The organism is Pseudarthrobacter sp. AB1, assembly GCF_014926485.1.
Classification (GTDB): domain Bacteria; phylum Actinomycetota; class Actinomycetes; order Actinomycetales; family Micrococcaceae; genus Arthrobacter.
In genome coordinates, this window is the sequence record NZ_PZKO01000020.1 from 40,962 (window position 1) to 60,102 (window position 19,141).

Sequence of the window (19,141 nt, forward strand, 5' to 3'; positions counted from 1 at the left end):
TCGCATGTGATCCAGGTCATCTCTGCAAGCGAATATACTCGGACTTCCTACTAAATTCCAGACTGCCCCGAACCCTCGTGGCGCCCGCTGTCGCCGTCGCCGTCATTTTGTTGCGGTACCTCTGCCTGCGCCATAGTGCCCCGTTTCTGCGGACACCGGCCGCACAGTTGCCCGGAACCGACCGCGCCCGCGCCGCGGCAACGCCTCCGGGCAACAAGTTCGGTAAGTTAGGGACTGTGAAGATTGCTACCTGGAATGTGAACTCCCTCCGTGCCCGCGCCGATCGTGTGGAGGCCTGGCTGCAGCGCAGCGATTGCGACGTGCTGGCGATCCAGGAGACCAAGTGCAAGGACGAAAACTTCCCCTGGGAGCTGTTCGAACGCATGGGCTACGAGGTGGCCCACTTCGGCGTCAGCCAGTGGAACGGCGTGGCCATCGCCTCCCGGGTTGGCCTCGAAGACGTGGAACGCACCTTCCTGGACCAGCCTCCGTTCGGGAAGGACGGCAAGGACCCCGTGCAGGAGGCCCGCGCCATGGCTGCCACGTGCGGCGGCGTCCGGGTCTGGAGCCTCTACGTGCCCAACGGCCGCTCGCTGGACGACGAACACATGCCGTACAAGCTCAAATGGCTCGAATCCCTCAAGCACCACGCCCTGGGCCTTGTCACCGCGAACCCGGAGGCCCAGGTTGCCCTGATGGGCGACTGGAACATCGCGCCCCAGGATGAGGACGTCTGGGACATCGACCTTTTCCTGTCCCAGGGCCACACCCACGTCAGCCCGCCGGAGCGCGCCGCCTTCCACGCTTTCGAAGAAGCGGGCTTCACCGACGTGGCCCGTCAGTACACGCCCGGTCCCGGTGTGTACACCTACTGGGATTACACCCAGCTGCGCTTCCCCAAGAAGGAGGGCATGCGCATTGACTTTGTCCTTGGTTCGCCGGCCTTGGCGGCCCGCGTCACCGGCGCCTCGATCGACCGCGAGGAACGCAAGGGCAAGGGCGCCTCGGACCACGCCCCCGTCCTAGTGGATCTGGCCGACTGATGGCTGCAGCCGCGGCCCAGGAAGGGAGACTGTATTGACGGGAAACCTCTACCGGGGCCAGGCCGGCCTGCCGTTCTCCTCCACCCTGCGCGTCTACGAACCGCTGGACGCCTTCCCGGAAGGACAACGGGACGCCATCCGGACCGCCGGAGCCCGCACGGCCTCCCGGGCCGCCGTCGAAAACGCCGAACTGCTGGCCTCGCTGGGCAGGATCACACGCTCCGGCGGGGACCCGTTCCCCACCGGGCGGACGGACCTGGTCCGGGTCACCAGCGTTCCCGGCGTCCCCCCGGGGCGGACCCCGCAGGCAGGAACTTCCGACGCCGGTGCTGCCGCCGGCCCGGGTGCCGAGTCCGGATTGGGTACCGAGATAGGCCTTGGGCCCGGGCGCATCCTGCTGTACTGCCCCAGCCAGCTGGTCCTGCGGGCCGGCCTCGCCGCCAATGCCCTCATGGAAGGCATCCACGGCCCGCTGGCCGAGATGCTGATTCCGGAGGAGCAGCGGGACAAACACCAGGAACGCATTGACCACGTCAAAGCACGTGACGGCGCTATCCGAGTGCATACGCGCGCCTCCACCTGGGGCATCCCTTTCAGCTGGTTCTCGCTGTTTATGGAAGGCGACCATAAGGACGTGGTGGAATCAGGCGGACGCATCCTCACCGTCAGGGTGTGGGCTCCCATCACCGAGGCCATGGAGCGCGCACGGTACGCCGTGGCCCACCTGGCGCTGGCCGCCCCGGACCTGGACATGCTGGACGACCTCGCACAGCTGACCGAATGGCTGGAGGTGTTCCACGTCAATTCCATGGTGGAACTCGACTACGGTGCTGTGGCGGACAAGGTCTACCCGGACGAGTCGCCCATGGACATCCGGCTGGGCATCGAATGCCTGGCAGAGGGCGACATGACGGGCGCCGCGGCGGCCTACCGCAGGCTGGCTTCCCGCTGGATTCCCATCCGGCAACTCGCCCGCGCGTCCTGAGCACTGCATCCTGAACGCGCCTCCCTGACCAGTGCTTCCTGGTAGGGTTGCCCCGCAGTGCCTCCTCAGGAAGGAGGATGTGCCGTCGTACGCCTGACGATGAGCTGGTGGGGCGCGACGGCGGACTGGACCGCCCCGACCATACCGTCCAGTTCATCGAGGAGCATCTTGGTGGCCAGCTCGGCCTGCTCATCGGGCCGCTGCCCCACTGTGGTCAAGCCCACCGCGTCGGAGAAATCGTGGTCATCGATCCCCACCACCGAGAGGTCCTCCGGCACCCGGACGCCCGCCCGGGCGGCTTCAAAGATGACCCCCATGGCCATCTCGTCGGACGCGCAGAAGATGGCGGTTGGCTTCGGGCCGGGTGCGGCCCAGAGGCGCCGGAACGCTTCCTGGCCGCTGCGGACCGTGAAGTCTCCCCATTCGTCCCACTCGGGGCGGGTGGCGAGCCCCGCTCCCGCCATGACGTCCTGGAAAGCCAGGATCCGTACGCGGGGAACGTCGAAGTTAAGGTCCGTTTCGTCGTCGCCGTGCAAGAGGGCAATATCCCGGTGGCCTAGGTCGATCAAGTGCCGGACGGCGGTGGATGCAGCGGCGTAGTCGTCGATGCCGATATACGCGCACTCCTCCACATGGCCGCCCACCACGATCAGCGGGATATCAATCTTCTGGAGGTGGTCCAGTTCGTCGTGGCTGAGCGCCATACAAAGGACCAGCAAGGCGTCAATCTGCTTATAAACCATGGTCTTGCTGAAGAGGCGTTCACGGTTGCTGCCGTGACCGCCCAGGTTGAAGAGGGAAAGGTTATAGTGGCGGGCGTGAAGTTCGCGGTCCGCGCCCTCGATGGCCTTGGAGAAGAACCAGCGGCTCACGAACGGCGCAAGGACTCCGATGGTCTTGGTTCTGCCGGTGGCCAGTCCTGACGCCGACGACGACGCCACATAGCCCAAAGCACCCGCCACCTCGAGGATTTTCTCCCGGGTAGCGGGCGAAACCCTGGGCAGCCCGCGCACGGCCCGGGAAACGGTGGCGGTGGATACGCCGGCGGCCGCTGCCACGTCCTCAATGCTGACGCCACTGTGGCCACCCCGTTGAGACCTCTCAGCCATCCGTGCCACCGTTCCCCTCATGGGCTCAAACTTCAATATCCGCTATGCATTTGCCCCCAGCCATGCTAGGTTGCGGGCCGCCCGACGTCACAGTGTTACCTACCTGCCCGTCCGTTGCGCCCGGCCGGCCTTCATGCTGGTCAGCCTGGGCCGATCAGCCCTTGAGGCCGCCGGCCAGGAGACCCCGAACAAAGTAGCGCTGCAGGCCAAAGAACACGGCAAGCGGCACAATGATCGAGACGAAGGCCGCAGCCGGATTCAGGAAGTCCCTGCTGCCGCGGGTACCGGAAATCTCAGCAAGTCGTTGGGTGATCGGGGCCACGTCTGCTGTTCCACCGGAGAACACCAGTGCCACCAGGAGGTCATTCCAGACCCACAGGAACTGGAAGATGGCCAGCGACGCCAAAGCGGGCACCGACAACGGCAGGATGATCCGCCAGAAGATCGTGGTGTGTCCTGCACCGTCCACTTTGGCGGCCTCGACCACTTCTCCCGGGATTTCCGAGATGAAGTTGTGGAGGAGGAAGATGCCCAAGGGGAGGCCGAACATCGTATGGGCGATCCACAGCTGGGCGTAGGACCCCGGCGGAATCTGCAGGGTCTGGGTGAACAGGGTCAGCAGCGGGATAAGTGCCATCTGCAACGGAATAATCTGCAGTGCAAAAACGAAAATGAAGGCCCCTTCTCGACCCTTGAAGTTGCCCCAAGCGAAGATGTAGGCGGCCATGGAGGCCAGCACCAGAACAAAGACGGTCACCGGAATGACAATCGCCAGCGAGTTGGCGAAGTACTGGGACAGGTTGGCGGACTGCGATCCGGCTGCGGCTGTCACATCGACGTAGTGCTTAAAGGTGAAGTCCCAATCGACAAAGAAATTCCACCAGCCGTCCGACCGCGGACCCAGTTGTTTAACTGCGGGTCGGATCGAGGAAACCAGGAGGCCGAAGGTGGGCACGGTCCACACCGTCGCAATGATCACAGCGGCCGCCGTGGCCCATCTCGATGTCAGTTTGGACTTGACTCTCCGCATGATCGGAGCCGAATCCTCCGGCGAAGTGGGGCGGCTTTTGTCCTTGCGCGTCTGGGTCCGTGAAGTGTTGGCCGACTCATCCGGCGCTGGCATGACGGTCATCGGATTTCCCTTTGCTGACGGAGTACGCGGGCATTGTAGACCACAATTGGCAGGACGAGGAGGAACAGGACGAGGGCGAGCGCTGCTCCCCTGCCCGGTTCGCCGGCACGGAACGCTTGGGTATACATCTCGTTGGCGACCACAGACGTGTCAAAGTTGCCCGCAGTCATGGTGCGGACGATGTCGAAGACTTTCAGGGTGGCTATGGTGATAGTGGTCAGCACCACGACCAAGGCGCCTCGGATTCCAGGTACCGTCACATTGCGGAATTGCTGCCATGGGTTGGCTCCGTCCAGCCGGGCCGCCTCCACTAGTTCCATCGGAACGCCCTTAATGGCGGCCGAGAGAATCACCATGGCGAAACCCGTTTGGATCCACACCATAACGATGATGAGGAAGAAGGTGTTTTCCGGTGCATCCAGGAGGAACTGTTTTGGGTCCAACCCCACGGCAACCCGGAGAGCGTTAAAGACGCCTGTCTGTTCAATGCTGGGGCCACGGTAGTCATATACAAGCTTCCAGATAATGCCGGCGCCGACGAACGATATGGCCATCGGCATGAACACGAGTGCTTTGAGGACCTTTTCACCACGCGCCTTATCGATGAAAACCGCGTAGGCGAGACCGAATACCGTGGACAGCAAAGGCACCAATACTGTCCAAATGACGGTGTTGCGGAGGGTGGCCAGCGCTTCGGGCTGGGTAAACATCCACACGAAGTTATCGGCTCCGTTGAATTGGCCAGAAGCATCTGTGAATGCCAAGAATGATGTCTGGATGGCCGGATACACCAGGCCTAGCAGCATCAGGATTGCGGCTGGCGCCAGAAAGCCGATGATAGTTACTTTGTCTTTTGCTGATTTGGGAGCCCTGTCCACAAGCAGCATGATGAGTCCAATTAGCGCAGCAAAAACCGCTAAGGCTATAAAGACTTGAAGAAATTTTCCTCCAAGGAATTCCATTGCCAACCTCCGTGGTGTGCGTGGATCAGTTTGTACAGGTCGGCGCAGCGCCCTTAGGACTGGTCGTCCCAAGGGCGCTGCGTCAAGGAGGTCAGCTCGCCGGCCAACTGCTTTCGATGCTGTCAGCAACCTGCTGGGCGGGAGTGCCGTTGATCCAGGCAACGATGCCCTTCCAGAAGGAGTTGGAACCTACGGCGCCGGGCATCAGGTCAGAGCCGTCAAAGCGGAAGACGGTGTCCGGGTCCTGCAGCAGGGCGATCGACTGCTTGTCGAGCTCTGTCTGGGCATTTGCCGGATCCAGTCCCTTATTGGCGCTAATCACGCCGCCAAGCTTGACGCGGTTGTTGGCGAACTCGGCACTGGCCAGGTAGGTCTGGAATGCCTGGGCTTCGGGGGTGTCCGAGTAAGCGCCCACCATCTCGCCGCCGCCGGTGATTGCCTTGCCCTTGCTGGCGTCAATAGGGGGCGTCATAAAGGCCCAGACGTCGCCATCGGGCGCCACCACAGTTCCTTCCGGCCAGTTGGCCGCCTGGAAGTTAGCTTGGTGGTGCATGGCGCACCGGCCGTCAAGGACGGGCTGGCCTGCCTGGGCAAACCCGGTAGTCAGGATTGAACGCTCGTCGCCGAATCCGCCATTAACATAAGCCGGGTTCAGCAGGATCTCGCCTGTCTTGTTCATGGCATCAACAATCCGGGGGTCGTTGAAGGGAATACCGTGCGTCACCCACTGGTCGTAGACCTCAGGGCCTTGGGCCCGGAGAACAACGTCCTCCACCCAGTCGGTGCCGGGCCAACCAGTCGCTTCGCCGGACTCGAAACCTGCGCACCACGGCTTCATGGCACCGTCATCCGCGATCTTCTTCGACAGGGAGAGCATCTCGTCCCACGTCTTGGGAACTTGCCAGCCCTTGTCCTTGAATGTCTTTGGGGCGTACCAGACGTAGCCCTTGACGTTCGCCAGCATCGGGGCAGTGTAAAAGACCCCATCCACCGTGCCGTACTTCTTCCAGTCTGCTGACCAGTTCTTGTCCACAAGATCAGAGACCGCCTTCGGGGCCGGCTTCAGGTTGCCGGCCTTCGCCTGATCCGCCATCAGCCCGGGCTGCGGGAAAATGGCAATATCCGGGGCGTTCCCTGCCTTCGCCCGAACCCCGATCTGGGTCTCGAATTCCTTGCTTCCTTCGTATTTGACGGTCGCCCCGGTGCATTCCTCAAACGTTGACCAGGCGGTTTCCAGGTTCGTTGCCTCGATATCCACAATGGTGGAGTACACGGAAACTGTCTTGCCGTCGTGCTTGCCGTAGCTCTCGTAGGCAGTACAGTCGCTGGCGGACGTACCGCCGCCTCCGTTGCCTGAACTACATGCCGTCAGGGCTAGCGCCAGAATTCCGGTGGCAGCTACCGGAAGCAGGTATTTGCGGTTTTTCATACTGAGGACTCCTCGGTGAGTACAGAACTTCAACAGGTGAGACTAAGATGACCGACATCTTCACGTGGTGTGAATCACACACTAATCGAGTCCAAGCGAGAAATGCAAGCGCTTACACACGGTTGTGTCCGAAAGGATATCTAGGCCCCGCCCCAGGGGTTTGGGCGCCTCAGCGATGCTGTCCGTGGCCGCGAGACGCCGGACGTGCGACTATGCAGCCACAGGCCGCACAAAAGAAGGGCGCCGCGCACCCCGGGAGCGCGGCGCCCTCTTAGGCATCGTGGGGCAGGCCCATGGTTCGGGCCGATTTGCCGCCCTTGAACAGCCCTGCGGGCTTGTCGCCAAAGCCCTTTGCCTTTTACGCCGCGCCGTCGACACTTTCGTTTGCTGCTCCGCTGCCAGTTACTTGCTCACTCATGGTGTTCTCGTAGATTCCCGGGTCATTCCATCCGGACATTGGTGGCGGGTATTTGCCAGCCAATATCCGCCGGCATCGGCACGATCAAGTGTCGACTGACCCTAACGGACGCGTTCGGCCCGGCTGAACCGTGTCCTGGCCCCGGCGCCGATGTGGATCAGGACCGGCGTCCGTTTGCCAACCACTTGGTCCAAAGCATCTACCAAGGCATAGACCTCGTCCGCCAGGAGGTGCGGCGCCACGCCGTGGCGCGGCTGGAGCCGGATTTTCAAGGCAGGGCTGCCCTGGACATCGTAGGTTGCCACCGTGGCACCCGCCAGATCGGGCCGTTCAGCCAAAGCGTGCTTCAACGCCTGTTCAGCTACTCCCCCGCTGATCCGCACGTCTCCGGCCACGGTCCCGGGATCGTACTCGGCCACCAGCAGGTTGCTGCGGCCCTTGCCCTGCTGCGCGATCCAGGCCACCATCAGGCCAATAAGGACTACCAAGGCAAGAGCTATAAGAATCCAGAGCCAGCTTTCCGGGCGTCCCGGGAATCGGGTGTTGTCGAAGTACTGGTTGACGCTGCGCCATGCCGATCCAGACCAGGCATGCCACCAGGTTCCCACTGGTGGAACCGCGGCAAGCAGGACGAGCAGGATGCCCACGGCGAGCAGCTTGAGCCCGAGAATGCCCAGCAGGATCCGGTTGAGGAGCGAGGGTGTGGCCGTCATGCTCCGATCACTCCTATGGTGGAAATGTTGACGCGGACCTCAGGCAACGGGACCAGTGACATCCCGCTGAGTTCGTCCTGGACCGCGGCCAGCACTGCCGCCTCAGCCACGGGAACCCCTGAGGTGGGGCGCAAATTCACGATGACCTGCCGCCGGGACACCACCACCATGACCTGTTCCGGGGTGACATTGGCGGCAAGCCGTGCGCTGCGCGCCAGGGCGGAGGCGATGACCTCGTCATCCACCACCACGGCGGACGAACTGCCAGCGCTGTTCAGCACATGCCGGGCTCGTCTTCCCGGCAGGATGGCGTTGAGCACGAAAAACAGTCCCACCATAGCTACCACGGCACCACTGGCACCGAGCAGCAACGGCGGGGTACCAGCCGGCAGGGCAACGATGCGCTCCGCCGCCAGCTGTGGTTCGATCAGCCAAGCCGGCTGCCCAATGGCGTGCACGGCCGATTCGAGAAGCCCGTAGCCGGCAAGCCCCATCACCAGGACCGCTGCCACTGTTGCCACCGCTGCCCGCGAGGAATGTGTCTCCCGGTAGACGACCCGGCGCATGTCAGGTTGCGGCCGGGCCCGGGCGCGGCTTGTTGGCATCGAATCCGCCAGGTCCCCGTCCACTGTTCCGCCGCTCATTGGACCCGGCCTCCCTCGATCGGTTTAACGCCGCTGATTCGGATATCTACCCTGCTCAGACGGGCGCCGCTGAGGGCCGTGACCGTCGAGAGGATCCTGGCTTTGGCATCGACCGTCCGGTCCCAAATTGATCCGCCGAACGCGGCGACCCGGCCTGCGTCCCTGAGCACGGTGGCCAGCGGCGGGATCCTGATAGGTGACACGAGCGACAGAGCCAGCAGGCCGTCGTCGTCCGCCCAGTCCGCCCGGACATCGTGGGGATCCACGCCGAGGGCTTCCGCGGCTGCTGTCCTGGCAAGGCTGGTCAGGGCCTGCGTGCTGATGCGGTTGTGTCCGTTCAGGACGTGGACCGGGAAGGAAGGCGACGCTGACGTCATGACGAGGAGCGCCGGCCGATGATGGCGTCCAGGACGCCGCGCAGGTCCAGTTTCCCTTCCGCTGCGCGGCCCAGAAGGGCGCCGATAGCCATAAAGAGGAGGGAGACCAGGAAGCCCCACAGCCCGAACTGGAAGGACATAAACGCCACGAAGGCGCCTATGGCGATGCCCACAACGGTCAGGTTCACAGGAGTGCCTCCCTCTCGGCGCCGGCAGGCGCTCCGGCCTTCGCTGGCGGTGCCACGTAGACATCGGTTACTTCGACATTCACTTCGATGACCTGCAGGCCAACGAGTTCCTCGACCGCGCGGTACACGGCCGATCTGACCTGATCGGCCAGGGAATGCAGTGGCGTACCGTAGGAGGCCACCAAACTGATGTCTACCGCCACCTGCGTTTCACCGACCTCGGCGCGGACACCGGCCGCATGGTCCGAACTGCCGACGGCATCCCGGATGGCTCCCAGCGCACGGGACGGGGCGGAACCCAGCGAGTAGACTCCCGGCACGGCGCGGGCAGCGATGCCGGCAACTTTTGCCACGGCGGTCTCCGCGATCACGGTGCGGCCATGCCCTGGTACGGGCGCCTGGCTGGCGTCGTGGTGGCTGGTAGCCAGCTGGCGCTCGACACCCGCAGCGGGTTGTGGGTTCTGGTATTCCATCAGGCACTCCCCTTCTATTGCTCCCAACCCTATCCCTAACGGGAGTTCCGGCGCGGGAAGCTGCGGAGAGTCAGCCTCCTAGCAAAGAGCCGGCCCTCCCCCTCCTGAGTTCTGTCCACTGATTGCTCCTGAGAGCGCTGGACGGAGCGGGAGGAAGCGTTGCGCAGGCGGGTGCCCCGGTTAAAGAAGAAAAGCACCAGTTCCGAAGAACTGATGCTTCCCAGTGGTGGCTCCGACCGGCGTCGATCCGGTGACCTTTCGATTTTCAGTCGAACGCTCTACCAACTGAGCTACAGAGCCTAGGTGACATGTCACCTTGACTGCCGGAATTTCTTCCAGCAATCAGAGCGACCCTGACGGGACTTGAACCCGCGACCTCCGCCGTGACAGGGCGGCGCGCTAACCAACTGCGCTACAGGGCCTTGATTTTGCTGCTTCGCGGCATCGCTACCGCTTTTTTCAAGGCTTCCAGCTTACCAGACGTTTTCAGCCTGCCAGACCAGATCCTTGCGTACCCCCAACGGGATTCGAACCCGTGCCGCCGCCGTGAAAGGGCGGTGTCCTAGGCCGCTAGACGATGGGGGCCAGAACCCGTTCGGCACAAAATAAAAGGCTTCGAGCCAGGGCTCTCAGTCTTCTCGTTTGCAGTTGCTCCGAACTGGACTCTAAAACTATAGGGCCTCGGCGGGAATAACTCAAAATCGGCCCGCAGGCACCTGACCGAAGCGGCCGGAACAGGCGAAGATGGACAGATGGATGCCGTCGCCGCGCTCAATGAAATTGCTTTCTGGCTGGAACGGGAACGCTCTGCCATGTTCAAGGTCCAGGCGTTCCGGAAGGCGGCCGGGATCATCGCCGGACTCGACCCTTCGGAGGTGGCGTCCCGGGCCCGGGACGGCAGGCTCAAGAGCCTGAAGGGCATCGGCGACAGGACCTACCAAGTGATCCGACAGGCTGTGGACGGCGAGGTGCCCGAGTATCTTGAGGATCTTCGCCAGCGCAGCGCGGTGCCGCTGGCGGACGGTGGGGCCGAGCTTCACGAAGCGCTCCGGGGCGACCTCCACAGCCACAGCGACTGGTCCGACGGCGGCTCTCCCATCCACCTCATGGCAGACGCTGCCCGACTTCTGGGCCGCGAGTACCTGGCGCTGACAGACCACTCCCCCAACCTGACCATCGCCAACGGGCTCAGCGCCGAGCGCCTGACCGAACAGCTCGACGTTGTGGCCGCGATCAACGCCGCCTCCGCAGCTGACGGCGAAAAGGACGGATTCCGGCTCCTGACCGGCATCGAGGTGGACATCCTGGAATCCGGCGAACTGGACCAGTCACCGGAGATGCTGGACCGTCTGGACATTGTGGTGGCCAGCGTCCATTCGAAGCTTCGGGCTGACGGCGCCACCATGACCCAACGGATGCTCCACGGCATCCAGAACCCCCGGACCAACGTGCTGGGCCACTGCACCGGACGCCTGGTGGAGGGATCCCGTGGCACGCGCCCGCAATCGGACTTCGACGCCTTGAAGGTATTTGCGGCGTGCGCCGAAAACAATGTGGCGGTCGAGATCAACTCGCGCCCCGAGCGGCAGGACCCGCCGGATGACCTGATCCGGCTGGCCCTGGACGCCGGCTGCCTGTTCTCCATCGACAGCGACGCCCACGCTCCGGGCCAGCTCGACTTCCTCCAGTACGGGGCGGCCCGTGCCGCGCACAACAATGTGCCCGTGGACCGCATCGTTACCACCTGGCCCCTGGAGCGGCTGTTGGAGTGGTCGGCCCGGGATTGGCAGAAAATCGACTAGACGTGTCCGATTCCCGCCAGCTGCCGGCGCCGCGGCAGGGCTAGATTGGCAGCATGGCTTCAAGCACCCCTCTCAGCGCAGCAGCAACCGCGCTTCGCCCGTCACCTGGCCGTCCCAACGCGCTCGGCGTCGCTGCCGTGGTGGTCACCGTGGTGCTCTGGGCCTCGGCCTTCGTGGGGATCCGGGCCATCGGCCCCACTTTCTCCCCCGGTTCCCTGACCCTGGGCAGGCTGGCGGTTGCCGCCGTCGTGCTCGGCGCGCTGGTACTGCCGCAGCTGGCCAAAAGCAAGCTGCTGCCGCGGGGCCGCGAATGGTGGCCCATCCTGGGCTACGGGGTGATGTGGTTCGGCGGCTACAACGTAGCCCTGAACGCGGCAGAACACCTGCTGGACGCCGGGACCGCCGCCTTGCTGATCAACGTCAATCCCATCCTGGTTGCCATCATGGCCGGCGTCTTCCTCAAGGAGGGCTTCCCGCGCTGGCTGATTATCGGGAGCCTGGTGGCGTTCGGCGGGGTTGCACTGATCGCGTTTGGCTCCGGCTCAGGTACCGGGGAACGTTCGACGGCGGATGTGGCGGGCGTGCTGCTCTGCCTCCTTGCCGCTGTGCTCGCCGCCGTCAGCGTCATCATCCAGAAACCGGTGCTGCGGAAGTTCCCGGCGGGCCAGGCCACCTGGTTCGGCATCATGGTGGGGGCGGTCTGCTGCCTGCCGTTCAGCGGCCAGCTGGTGTCCGAGCTGCAGTCGGCACCGCTGCCGGCGACACTGGGCCTGGTCTATCTGGGCATCTTCCCCACCGCCATCGCCTTCACCACCTGGGCCTACGCGCTGTCCCTGATTGACGCCGGAAAACTGGCGGCCACCACTTATCTTGTGCCGGGCACCACCATCCTGATCTCGTGGCTGGTCCTCAGCGAAGTGCCCGCGGTGCTGGGCTTGGTGGGCGGGCTGGTCTGCCTGGTGGGTGTGGGCCTGACGCGCCGCAGGTCCCGGTAGGGGCTCCGTTCAGCGAAACGTCGGGCTCGGCACTGCGGTACCCGCGATGATGGGCGTGGCCAGGGCAACCGCAGGGGCTTCCAACCTGCTGATTTCCGTGAATTCGAACCCGGCGTCGCCGATGGATGCCACCGTGTTCCGGTTGATGTGGCACCCCGGCGCCACGCATCGGCCCCACAGGCCGTCCAGCCTGTCCTGCCAGCGGGCCGCCCGGCCCTGTCCGCGGACATGTTCCAGCACCGCGAGTGTCCCGCCGGGTTTGAGTACCCTGCGTGCCTCCAACAGGGCAAGCCGCTGATCCGGAACGGAACAAAGAACCAAGGTGAACACAACAGCGTCCGCCGCGCCATCCGGCAGCGGCAGGTGCTCCGCATCGGCGCAGGAAACCTCCACCGGAACCGATGACTCCCCGAGCCGGGAGCTCAACCTGGCCCGCATGTAGCGGTCCGGCTCTACCAGGATTACCCGCTCAGCGTGGCGGAAGTGCCGCAGATTCGCCCCGGTGCCCGCGCCGACGTCCACCACGGTTCCCGTCAGCCCGGAAAGCAGCCGAGCCCGTCGAGGAGCGAACTCACGGCGCTCCACAGAGGCCGATAGTGCGTCGTAAGTGGCGGCAAAAAGGCGATGGTGGACGGACATCAGGCTCCTCCCAAGGCGGTCAAGGACGGGTTTCAGTATGCGCGCCGACCGGGCTGCGGACTAGAGTCTGATTATGCCCGCCAAACTGCCGCCCGGCCTGCCCATCATCCCGGATGGTCCGCAAGAGTCCGGTCCGTTTGAGATGTCCGCTGACGATTTCGAGGCCGCCGTCACGGATGCACTGGGACTGATCCCCGCCAAACTGGCGGCCGCCATGGACAACGTGGCCGTGTTTGTCGAGGACGACTACGTGCCCGGCCCGGGCGATGAACCGGACACCGTTCTGCTGGGCCTTTACGAGGGCGTTCCCTTGACGGAGCGGGATTCATGGTGGGATGCCGGTTCACTGCCGGACCGGATCACCATCTTCCGCCAGCCCATCCTGGATATCTGCGGGTCCCGCGACGAGGTGATCCAGGAAGTGGCTGTGACGGTGGTGCACGAGATTGCCCACCACTTCGGCATCGACGACCGGCGGCTGCACGAGCTCGGCTGGGACTAGCCTTGTAGGCATGGGACACGACCACAGCCACACGCATGGGATCACGGCGACAGGCCGCCACCGCAAACGGCTCATCGCCGTCCTGGCCATCACACTTGCTGTGGTGGTGGTCCAGGTGATCGGCGCGGCACTGTCCGGATCTTTGGCCCTGCTGGCGGACGCCGGCCACATGCTCTCGGATGCGGCCGGCGTGACCATCGCTCTCCTGGCTGCATGGATCGCCGGACGCCCCGCAAGCGATCAGCGGACCTACGGCTACCAGCGGGCCGAGGTCCTGGCCGCCCTGGCCAACGCGCTGATTCTGATTGTCATCTCGGTGGTCATCTTCACCGAGGCCATCCGCCGAATTGGCTCCGCGCCCGAGGTCCACACCGACATCATGCTCTTCGTGGCCATCCTGGGCGCGGTGGCCAACCTGGTCTCGATGCTGATTTTGCGCGGCGCACACCAGGACAGCCTGAACATCCGGGGCGCCTACCTTGAAGTGCTGGGCGACCTGCTGGGCTCAGTCGCAGTCATTGTTGCTGCCCTGGTCATCATGTTCACCGGCTACCAGGCCGCCGACACGATCGCCTCCGTGCTCATCGCCCTGATGATCCTGCCGCGGGCCTGGAGCCTGCTGCGCGATGTGGTGGACGTCCTATTGGAGGCGACCCCTAAAGGCGTGGAGGTGCAGATGATCCGCGAACACATCCTCAGCGTTGACGGCGTGGTGGACGTGCATGACATCCACATCTGGACGATCACCTCCGGCGTGCCGGTGTTTTCAGCCCACGTGGTGGTGGAGGACGGCGTCCTCAATGCCCGCGGCGCCGACCAGCTCCTGGACAAGCTGACCACCTGCCTGGGCTCCCACTTTGACACCGAACACTGCACTTTCCAGCTGGAGCCCGCAAGTCACTCGGAGCACGAATCGCGCCAGCACGCCTGACCCTTGCGGCGGACGACACCGGCTCGGCACGACACGCCGGATCCATATACGCCGGGATCACACTCTTGTTGATTATGTTATTGATGTGACCAGTGTTGCCAAAGTGCACACGCTCACGTAGCCTCGGACTGCTGGGAGATCGGCAGAGGGGCTCCTTGTGCCGCCACCAGACCTCGCTCCCCCAGCCCTACTGCGTGCGAGGTTCTGCGAATGGGTTTGACCGGATCCGGCCTGAAGGCCGCCGTGCTGTGCACCGCCGTCGTACTTTTCGGCACCATGACCCTCCCGGCCCAGGCAGCGCCGCCGCCGCAGGCTCCGAGTCTCCAGCGCCCGGCGTCGCCGGAGCTTCCCACCCCGGAGGATATCGCCACAGCCAAGGCGAGTGAACGCGCGACGGCGGATCAGGTCACCATCATCGAACGCCTCCTGGCGGACGCCAAGAGCGCCCAGCAAGCCACGTTTGCCTTGTCTCTGCAGGCCAATAACGCCTACGGTGAAGCCCTGGTTGAACTGCAGGACCGCAAGATGGCGGCGGAAATGGCCACGGCCAGGGCCACCGCTGCGACGCAAGAGCAGGACAGGACCCGGAAGCAGGTGGGTCAGCTCGCCGGCGACCTATACCGCAACGGCGGGCTGAACCCTACGCTGGGCACGTTCGTCAGCGGCAACCCCGAATCCTTGCACCAGGCTGCGACGCTGGAAGCCATTTCGGCCAGCCGGAGCCGTGCCTTCGAATCGGCGGCATCCGCAGCATCCGCAGCGCAGTCCCTGACGGCCGCCGCCGACGACGCCAACCGGGCCGCTGACGACGCCGCCCAAAAGGCCGAAGCCCGCAAAGAAGAGGCCGAACAAGCCAACGCCGCCCAGGCCAAGGCCGTAACCGAAGCCGTGGCGCAGCGGACAATCCTCGTGGATCAACTCGCCCAGCTGCGGAACACCACAGTGGCTCTCGAATCAGCTCGCATTGACGCCTTGGACAGGCAGCGCGAGGAAGCCAGGCTCGCCGAACTGGCTGCGGCTGCTGATCGGGCTGCGGCGGCGCAAGCAGCAGACCGGCCCGCCGCCGGACCGGCCGCCGGCGGCGGCGGCGGGAACCTGCCAGCCGCGCCAGCTCCAGCGCCTGTTCCCGCTCCGGCCCCAGCACCGGCCCCGGCTCCTGCGCCAGCACCTGCTCCAGCGCCCGCGCCCGCTCCGGCGCCAACACCGGCCCCATCGCAGGGCGGCTCCAACGAGACGGCCATCTCAGTGGCGATGTCCAAGGTGGGGTCGCCCTATTTCTACCAGTACGGCGGCACCGGCCCCAACGGTTTTGACTGCTCCGGCCTTGTGCAAACGGCCTTCGCCGCCGCGGGCAAGTACCTGCCTCGCACCGCTGCCCAGCAGTACGCGGCGGCCCCCGTTCACGTGCCAATCTCCCAGGCCCGGCGCGGCGATCTGCTGGTCTGGGGCTCAGCCCCGGGCTTCTATCACGTGGCCATCTACCTGGGCAACGGCCAGGTAGTTCAGGCGCTGAATCCGGACGAGGGCATCAGCGTGACCCAGTTGAGCTGGATGGCCGGGATGCAGCTCCACCCTTACGCAGCCCGCTACTGATGCGGACAGGGCTGCGGTCCGAGGCTCCGGCCCGGGACTTCAGGCCCAGCGCTCGAGGCTCAGGACAGCACGTCCTTGGTGACAAACCGGCCATAGGCGAGCGCCCCGAACACGGCCACGTAGCCCGCCTGCAGCAGCGCGTTGCTGGCAAAAGAGTCCCACAGCACCGGCTGGCGCAGGATGTCCGCGAAGCCGAACCAGTAATGCGTAAACAGCCAAGGGTGCAGCCATTCCAACTGCGGCAGCTGGTCCAGCACCTGGGAGACCACCGACAGCACCACCGTGGCGGCCATCGCGCCGACAGGGATCACCGTCAGGGTGGACAGGAACAGGCCGATGGCCGAAAGCCCGGCCAGGGACACCGCAAGATAGGCGGCGATCAGGACCAGCCGCAGCGCGGCCTCAGGCGGCTGGACGACATCCCCGGACAGGAGCGTTACCGGCCCGACAGGGAACAGCGACGCCCCGATCGCGGCCCCGGCAAGGGCCACCGTGACGGGCGCGGCGATGCAAAACGCCAGTGCTCCGGCGTACTTCACCAGCAGCAGGCGCACGCGACCGGCCGGCGCCACCAGCAGGTAACGCAGCGTGCCCAGGCTGGCCTCGCCGGCAATGGTATCGCCCGCCACCACCCCGATGGTCAGGGGGAGGAACAGGGGCACGGAAACCAGCATCGCCGTAACCGCCACGAACAGCCCGTTCTGGCTGATCCGGTCCAGGAACGCCGGTCCCCTCCCGGCAGGAACGGATGACGAGAGCCGGACAGCGACGGCGATCAGCACCGGTATAGCGGCAAGGGCCACCAGCATGGCCGCGGTCCGGCGGCGCCGGAAAAGCGTCTTCAGCTCGGACCCCAGCAGGGACAGGCTCGACGGCGCGCTCGAAGCACTATTGGGCAATGTCGAACCCCTCTCCCGTCAGCGCCACAAAGCGTTCCTCCAGGCTCTCCCGCTCCACGGAAAAACCGCGGACGCGCACCCCGGCTGCCACGAGCTCCGCCACAATGTCCTCCGGGGCCTCAAGCCGGGACGCGGCCGCGACCGCGGTCAGAACGTCGCCGTCCGGTTCAGGCGTCCCCGTTCCCGGGGACATGCCCAACCGCAGCAGGACCTCGCTGGCCGTCCCGGCGTCGGGCGTTAACAGGCGGATCCGGGTCTCGCCTGCCTGGCGGAACTCGGCCAGCGGCCCTTGGGCCACCAGCCGCCCGGCGCTCATGATGGCCGCGTGCGTGCAGATCTGCTCCACCTCGGCGAGGAGGTGGCTGGAGATAAAGACGGTGGCACCATCGGCGGCCAGCGACCGGACCAGGCTCCGCACCTCCCGCGTTCCCTGCGGATCCAGTCCGTTGGTGGGCTCATCGAGCACCAGCAGCTCCCGCGGCGACAGCAATGCGTTGGCGATCCCCAGCCGCTGCTTCATGCCCAGGGAGTAGGCGTGGACCCGCTTGCCGGCGGCGTGTGAGAGGCCCACCCGCTCAAGCGCGGCAGCAACGCGGGCGGTCCGGGTAGCGGGCGCCGCATGCCGGCCGGCAGCATCCAGGCGGTGCAGGTTGGCGGTGCCGGAAAGGAACGGATAAAACGCAGGCCCCTCCACCAGGGCACCGACGCGCGGCAGAACCTCATGCAGGCGCTGCGGCATCGGCAGGCCCAGGACGCTGACGGTTCCGGCCGACGCGGCAGCAAGGCCCAACAGCATCCGGATGGTTGTCGTCTTGCCGGAACCGTTAGGGCCCAGGAACCCGAACACGGCACCGTGGGGAACAGCGAGGTCCACGTTGTTGACCGCCAGCTGGTTGCCGAAACGCTTAGTCAGGCCCTGGGTCTCGATGGTCAGCCCGGTTGTGCCGTTCCTTTGAGGGCTGGTCCGGGCGGCGGCCAGTCCGGCAGCCGTCCCCCCGGCCGCGGTCACACTGCGCCGGCGGCGGCCTGGAGCCGCTCCGCCGGGACCATCCCCACAAAGATCCTGCCGTCGTCGGTCAGCAGGACGTTGACCAGTGCCGTGGACAGGAGCCTTCCGCCGGGTACGACGACGGCGGCCTGGGACAGGAGCGGATCCTTCAGCAAGGATTCAGGCAAGGCAGCCCCTTGGCCGTCGGGTGCCGCGGGGAACCCGATGACGGTCTCCCAGCCCTTGCCAGTCACCGTTGGCCGGGGTGCATCCCGGTGCCGCAGGCCGGCGTCGCTGCCGGGAACCTTCTCCGGGCCGCTGTCTGGAACCACGCCGGGCGTAATCCCTCCGGGACTGGGCGGGAGGTCCGGCATGCCGGGCTGGAGCGGGAGCGGTGGTACCTGCAGCTCCTTAACCGTGGCGCCTGGCGGGGCAACGAACGTAAACACCGAGTCGTCCGGAGCCGCCAGGGACAGGCTGGTGAAGCCGGCCTCAAAGGCCGGTTCCGCCTGGCCGCGTGCCATCACAGTTACGCGCAGCGGCATTCCGGTCTCGCCGTCGACAGCGATGACAACCTTCTCAAGCAGTGTTCCCTGCGTCCTTGGCGCCAGTGCCAGGCTGTAAGCGGACCGGCCGGCGACGTCGACGTCCGGACCCACCGTCACCTCGGTGGAACTGTCCACGACCGCGAGGAACTTCCGGGCCAGGTCCTCGGGGGTGGGCGGTACTGGCGGGCCGGGCAGGATGGGCATAGGCAGAACGGGCAAGGGCAGGTCCCGGCCCGGCAGGTCGCCGGGCGGTGCGGGAGGTCCTGGCAGAGCGGGACGTTCGGGGACGGGCAGCGGCAGGTCGCTGCCGAACGCCGGCAAGGCCAGGTGGGCGGCGCTGTTGTCCTTGGAGTTGTAGAACCACACCTCGCCGTCCCGCCGGATAACGTCACGTTCAGCCAGCCGGTCCATCACCTGGACCCGCATCTTTGTTGGCCCGTCCATGAATATCCGGGCAGTGTGCTCACCGGTCAGGAACGCCAGGATCGACGCGGCTCCACCAGCCGACACCGGTCCGGACGTGGGACCGGCGGCCGGCAGTTCGGGCAGGCCCAGTTCGGCGGATTGCTCGACCGTTCCGGAGAATGACCCGGTGTTGTGCTGGCCAAGGAGGGCAAGGACCTCAGCCGGAGACTTTTGTGGCAACGGATCGCCGGCCCTCGCCGGAATGGATCCCACCAGCACGCCGGCGGCGATCACTGCAGGTACAGCTACGGCAGGCACCCAGCGCAGCCATGCGCGGATCATGCCAGCCCTGCTTCATCCATGGAG

The 19,141-nt window shown here is 65.3% G+C and carries 20 protein-coding genes and 3 tRNA genes; 7 read left to right on the top strand and 16 right to left on the bottom strand.

The features are described from left to right. The first annotated feature begins 236 nt into the window (after positions 1-236). Both DAD99_RS06280 and DAD99_RS06285 read left to right on the top strand, forming a co-directional pair. Positions 237-1,043, top strand: a complete 807-nt coding sequence (locus DAD99_RS06280) for an exodeoxyribonuclease III (protein WP_193340803.1) — start codon at positions 237-239, stop codon at positions 1,041-1,043. Between the two features lie 34 nt (positions 1,044-1,077). Continuing rightward, positions 1,078-2,028, top strand: coding sequence for a hypothetical protein (locus tag DAD99_RS06285; protein ID WP_193340804.1), 951 nt, complete (start codon positions 1,078-1,080; stop codon positions 2,026-2,028). A gap of 65 nt (positions 2,029-2,093) precedes the next feature. Here the strand turns inward: DAD99_RS06285 and DAD99_RS06290 are convergent, their stop codons facing one another. From DAD99_RS06290 to DAD99_RS06345, 12 genes are all read right to left on the bottom strand, one after another. Then, the gene (locus DAD99_RS06290) at positions 2,094-3,146 is read right to left on the bottom strand and encodes a LacI family DNA-binding transcriptional regulator (protein ID WP_193340913.1); all 1,053 of its coding nucleotides are present in this window, start codon (positions 3,144-3,146) and stop codon (positions 2,094-2,096) included. A 145-nt stretch (positions 3,147-3,291) separates the two neighbouring features. Continuing rightward, on the bottom strand, positions 3,292-4,269 hold the full coding sequence (locus DAD99_RS06295) for a carbohydrate ABC transporter permease (protein WP_193340805.1): 978 nt from the start codon (positions 4,267-4,269) through the stop codon (positions 3,292-3,294). Beyond that, positions 4,266-5,231, bottom strand: coding sequence for a carbohydrate ABC transporter permease (locus DAD99_RS06300; RefSeq protein ID WP_193340806.1), 966 nt, complete (start codon positions 5,229-5,231; stop codon positions 4,266-4,268). Before DAD99_RS06300 ends, DAD99_RS06295 begins: the two co-directional genes overlap by 4 nt. A gap of 91 nt (positions 5,232-5,322) precedes the next feature. Further along, a complete protein-coding gene (locus DAD99_RS06305) occupies positions 5,323-6,660 on the bottom strand; it encodes an ABC transporter substrate-binding protein (protein WP_193340807.1) in 1,338 nt (445 codons plus the stop codon). 519 nt (positions 6,661-7,179) lie between these two features. Then, the gene (locus DAD99_RS06310) at positions 7,180-7,791 is read right to left on the bottom strand and encodes a hypothetical protein (protein ID WP_193340808.1); all 612 of its coding nucleotides are present in this window, start codon (positions 7,789-7,791) and stop codon (positions 7,180-7,182) included. Further along, positions 7,788-8,396 (bottom strand): DUF6286 domain-containing protein, encoded by a 609-nt coding sequence (locus DAD99_RS06315; protein ID WP_193340914.1) that lies wholly within the window; start codon positions 8,394-8,396, stop codon positions 7,788-7,790. Before DAD99_RS06315 ends, DAD99_RS06310 begins: the two co-directional genes overlap by 4 nt. Before the next feature lie 35 nt (positions 8,397-8,431). Continuing rightward, positions 8,432-8,812, bottom strand: a complete 381-nt coding sequence (locus tag DAD99_RS06320; protein ID WP_193340809.1) for a hypothetical protein — start codon at positions 8,810-8,812, stop codon at positions 8,432-8,434. Continuing rightward, positions 8,809-9,000, bottom strand: a complete 192-nt coding sequence (locus DAD99_RS06325) for a hypothetical protein (RefSeq protein WP_193340810.1) — start codon at positions 8,998-9,000, stop codon at positions 8,809-8,811. The genes DAD99_RS06320 and DAD99_RS06325 overlap by 4 nt, the downstream gene beginning before the upstream one ends. After that, complete coding sequence (locus DAD99_RS06330) at positions 8,997-9,473, bottom strand: Asp23/Gls24 family envelope stress response protein (protein WP_193340811.1); 477 nt, start codon at positions 9,471-9,473, stop codon at positions 8,997-8,999. Before DAD99_RS06330 ends, DAD99_RS06325 begins: the two co-directional genes overlap by 4 nt. A 224-nt stretch (positions 9,474-9,697) precedes the next feature. Next, positions 9,698-9,773 (bottom strand) — tRNA-Phe (locus tag DAD99_RS06335). A gap of 48 nt (positions 9,774-9,821) precedes the next feature. Next, a tRNA-Asp gene (locus DAD99_RS06340) sits at positions 9,822-9,895 on the bottom strand. 90 nt (positions 9,896-9,985) lie between these two features. After that, positions 9,986-10,058: transfer RNA gene (locus DAD99_RS06345), tRNA-Glu, on the bottom strand. A 167-nt stretch (positions 10,059-10,225) separates the two neighbouring features. On the opposite strand from DAD99_RS06345, the gene DAD99_RS06350 reads away from it, so the two are divergent. Continuing rightward, positions 10,226-11,275 carry a PHP domain-containing protein gene (locus DAD99_RS06350; RefSeq protein WP_193340812.1) on the top strand — a complete coding sequence of 350 codons (1,050 nt, stop codon included), beginning with the start codon at positions 10,226-10,228 and terminating at the stop codon, positions 11,273-11,275. A 53-nt stretch (positions 11,276-11,328) separates the two neighbouring features. Continuing rightward, positions 11,329-12,270, top strand: coding sequence for a DMT family transporter (locus DAD99_RS06355; protein ID WP_193340813.1), 942 nt, complete (start codon positions 11,329-11,331; stop codon positions 12,268-12,270). A gap of 9 nt (positions 12,271-12,279) precedes the next feature. On the opposite strand, the gene DAD99_RS06360 is transcribed toward DAD99_RS06355, so the two are convergent. Beyond that, on the bottom strand, positions 12,280-12,909 hold the full coding sequence (locus tag DAD99_RS06360) for a class I SAM-dependent methyltransferase (protein ID WP_193340814.1): 630 nt from the start codon (positions 12,907-12,909) through the stop codon (positions 12,280-12,282). A gap of 73 nt (positions 12,910-12,982) precedes the next feature. Here DAD99_RS06360 and DAD99_RS06365 point away from each other — a divergent pair, with 73 nt between their 5' ends. From DAD99_RS06365 to DAD99_RS06375, 3 genes are all read left to right on the top strand, one after another. Further along, entirely contained in the window at positions 12,983-13,411 is a 429-nt protein-coding gene (locus DAD99_RS06365) for a metallopeptidase family protein (protein WP_193340815.1), read from the top strand. A 10-nt stretch (positions 13,412-13,421) separates the two neighbouring features. Further along, on the top strand, positions 13,422-14,342 hold the full coding sequence (locus DAD99_RS06370; protein ID WP_193340816.1) for a cation diffusion facilitator family transporter: 921 nt from the start codon (positions 13,422-13,424) through the stop codon (positions 14,340-14,342). Between the two features lie 210 nt (positions 14,343-14,552). Then, a complete protein-coding gene (locus tag DAD99_RS06375; protein ID WP_193340817.1) occupies positions 14,553-15,935 on the top strand; it encodes a C40 family peptidase in 1,383 nt (460 codons plus the stop codon). 59 nt (positions 15,936-15,994) lie between these two features. Here the strand turns inward: DAD99_RS06375 and DAD99_RS06380 are convergent, their stop codons facing one another. The 3 genes from DAD99_RS06380 to DAD99_RS06390 form a co-directional block, all read right to left on the bottom strand. Continuing rightward, a complete protein-coding gene (locus tag DAD99_RS06380; RefSeq protein ID WP_255527445.1) occupies positions 15,995-16,834 on the bottom strand; it encodes an ABC transporter permease in 840 nt (279 codons plus the stop codon). Then, positions 16,824-17,768, bottom strand: coding sequence for an ABC transporter ATP-binding protein (locus tag DAD99_RS06385; protein ID WP_227007746.1), 945 nt, complete (start codon positions 17,766-17,768; stop codon positions 16,824-16,826). The genes DAD99_RS06380 and DAD99_RS06385 overlap by 11 nt, the downstream gene beginning before the upstream one ends. A gap of 71 nt (positions 17,769-17,839) precedes the next feature. Continuing rightward, the gene (locus DAD99_RS06390) at positions 17,840-19,117 is read right to left on the bottom strand and encodes a hypothetical protein (protein ID WP_193340818.1); all 1,278 of its coding nucleotides are present in this window, start codon (positions 19,115-19,117) and stop codon (positions 17,840-17,842) included. Between the last annotated feature and the right edge of the window lie 24 nt (positions 19,118-19,141).